The sequence below is a fragment of the Mycobacterium sp. SP-6446 genome (assembly GCF_001954045.1).
Lineage (GTDB): Bacteria > Actinomycetota > Actinomycetes > Mycobacteriales > Mycobacteriaceae > Mycobacterium.
The window spans coordinates 1-2143 of sequence record NZ_MBEM01000254.1 but is presented as its reverse complement, the minus strand read 5'-3'; the positions used below and the strand labels follow the sequence as shown (position 1 = coordinate 2143).

3 protein-coding genes and 1 tRNA gene are annotated in these 2143 nt (G+C 62.5%); 1 reads left to right on the top strand and 3 read right to left on the bottom strand.

All coding sequences use genetic code 11. The annotated features are described in order from the left end of the window. Window positions 1–127: 127 nt before the first annotated feature. Complete coding sequence (dcd, locus tag A5736_RS22810) at window positions 128–700, bottom strand: dCTP deaminase (RefSeq protein ID WP_076128336.1); 573 nt, start codon at window positions 698–700, stop codon at window positions 128–130. Window positions 701–742: 42 nt separating this feature from the next. Continuing rightward, the gene (locus tag A5736_RS22805; protein ID WP_076248759.1) at window positions 743–1378 is read right to left on the bottom strand and encodes a hypothetical protein; all 636 of its coding nucleotides are present in this window, start codon (window positions 1376–1378) and stop codon (window positions 743–745) included. 209 nt (window positions 1379–1587) lie between these two features. Between A5736_RS22805 and A5736_RS22800 the strand changes: the two genes are divergently transcribed. Beyond that, window positions 1588–1661, top strand: a tRNA-Gly gene (locus A5736_RS22800). Between the two features lie 31 nt (window positions 1662–1692). On the opposite strand, the gene A5736_RS22795 is transcribed toward A5736_RS22800, so the two are convergent. Continuing rightward, window positions 1693–1896, bottom strand: a complete 204-nt coding sequence (locus A5736_RS22795) for a hypothetical protein (protein WP_076128333.1) — start codon at window positions 1894–1896, stop codon at window positions 1693–1695. Window positions 1897–2143: the final 247 nt, after the last annotated feature.

Here is a 2143-nt window from a genome sequence, read left to right as displayed (position 1 = left end):
TACGCCGAGCACGATATCCAAAACAACCCCTCCAAAGGTATTGCTAGCCAAGCCATGGTCGGGCGGAGGAAAAAACCACGACTGACTAAGTATCGCGCAGAAGGACGGTGACGGAACCCCGGCGAAGCTATGTAGTCCTTATGAAATTCTGATAGGACCGCGACGGCGTCGGTCCCCGCTGGCCCTGGTACTTCGAGCCGACGCGTGAACTGCCGTAAGGATGTTCGGCCGGGCTGGTCAACCGCAAGATGCACAGCTGCCCGATCTTCATGCCCGGCCACAAAGTGATGGGCAGATTGGCGACGTTGGACAGCTCGAGCGTGATGTGACCGCTGAAGCCAGGATCGATGAAGCCGGCCGTCGAGTGCGTCAGCAAACCCAGCCGGCCCAGTGACGACTTGCCCTCCAGCCGGCCCGCGAGGCCGTCGGGCAGCGTGAAGAGCTCCAGCGTCGAGCCGAGGACGAACTCGCCCGGGTGCAAGACGAAGGGCTCTCCCTCGATGGGTTGCACCAGGCTCGTCAGCTCGTCCTGCTGCTTGGCGGGGTCGATGTGGGTGTAGCGGGTGTTGTTGAACACCCGGAACATGCAGTCGAGGCGGACATCGATGCTGGACGGCTGCACCAGGGCGTCGTCGAACGGGTCGATGCCCAACCGGCCGGCGGTGATTTCGTCCCTGAGGTCGCGATCGGAGAGCAGCACTCGACGAGCCTAGCCGTTGGGAAAGTGGCGGCCGTCCTGCCTTTAGTCAGCGAGGTAGCTTTCCCGGCCCGTCGGGTATCCGCCCCCGGTGGTCGTGACGTGGACGTGGTCGTAGTGGCCGAGCCTGGATGTTTGCGCACCATTGGGCGTGTAGTAGACGCCGCGCCAAATCGCGTCCTGAATCCCGAATCGATTCGCGTTCTGCATGACGTAGGCGACGATGGCGTTTCCCAGCGCGATGCCCTGGGCGGATTGGGGGTCGGGGATCATGACGTCGAGTGCCAGACCGAGGGGATGCCACGGCAGCGGATCTGGTCGCACGCCGCCGATTTCGTGAATCTGGGGAAACTCCGCGCTGATGGCCCGGGCGGTCAGGATAGTCCTGACCTGTAAGCCGCGTTCTGACGCAACGCCGACGGGCAAGAAGCGCGACCGGGTGTGATATCTCGATGCCGCCGGAACATCGCGGACGCCGGCGCCAACAGATACATGCGATGCCGCCGCAACGATTTGCAAGCAACACGGCGGGGCGTCACTGATAACGGGTTTGGCTTCGGCGCGCGGCCCGAATGAATCGGTGTCCGCGGCCGCGGCGAAGAAGGCTGCCGCGGGGGCCAGTACCGCTGCCAGGACAACCGATGGCTTGCGCCGTTTCTTGGCTAATCGATGCCGACCCACGGCAAGCACATTACGGAACGATCACGAAACAATAAACACCGGCTTTTTCACATGCGGGGATAGCTGTGCGTTTCCCCACATCAGGCCATTCTGTCGGGTCAGTTTTCAGTATTCGAATGACACCAAATGCGCCGACCCATGCGCGCAACACCTCGGCGCAGGCGAGCGCGGCCGCGGCCGGCCGGGTGCTAGCCTGCTGGGGCAACAGCGCCGATGTAGTTCAATGGCAGAACATCAGCTTCCCAAGCTGAATACGCGGGTTCGATTCCCGTCATCGGCTCCACGTCTGACCTGCGGCAGCAGTGTTCGACCAGCTAACTCCACTCCCGGATCTTTTCCAGGTAAAGCCTGATCTGTTCCAGGCTGACTCCGATCTTCCGCTGGCCGGATTGGCCACCCAGCACTAGCTGGTTGGTGTCGTTGTCGTACAGGAGGTACTCGTCATCGCGTAGCCGGGTTAGGACCATGTTGACTTGGGCGGCCAACCGCTGAATCCGGCCCGGGTCATCGGTGGTCACACCTGGCCTCCTTCCGCTGTGCCCGGCCACATAGCAATGAGGGTGCCACGACGTTGTCACTGCGGCGGACTGCCCTGGACACTCTGACTCGGCTCCCCAAGCTGAATGCGCGGTTCGAGTCCCGTGATCGGCTCCGCACTTCATAACGCTTACATAGCTCCGGCAGGCTCCCGATACAGCTTCCCCGGCGACGATCGGTTAGCGGCCTCGTTGGAAGGCGTGCCTAGTGGATATCGTGCTTGGGGTC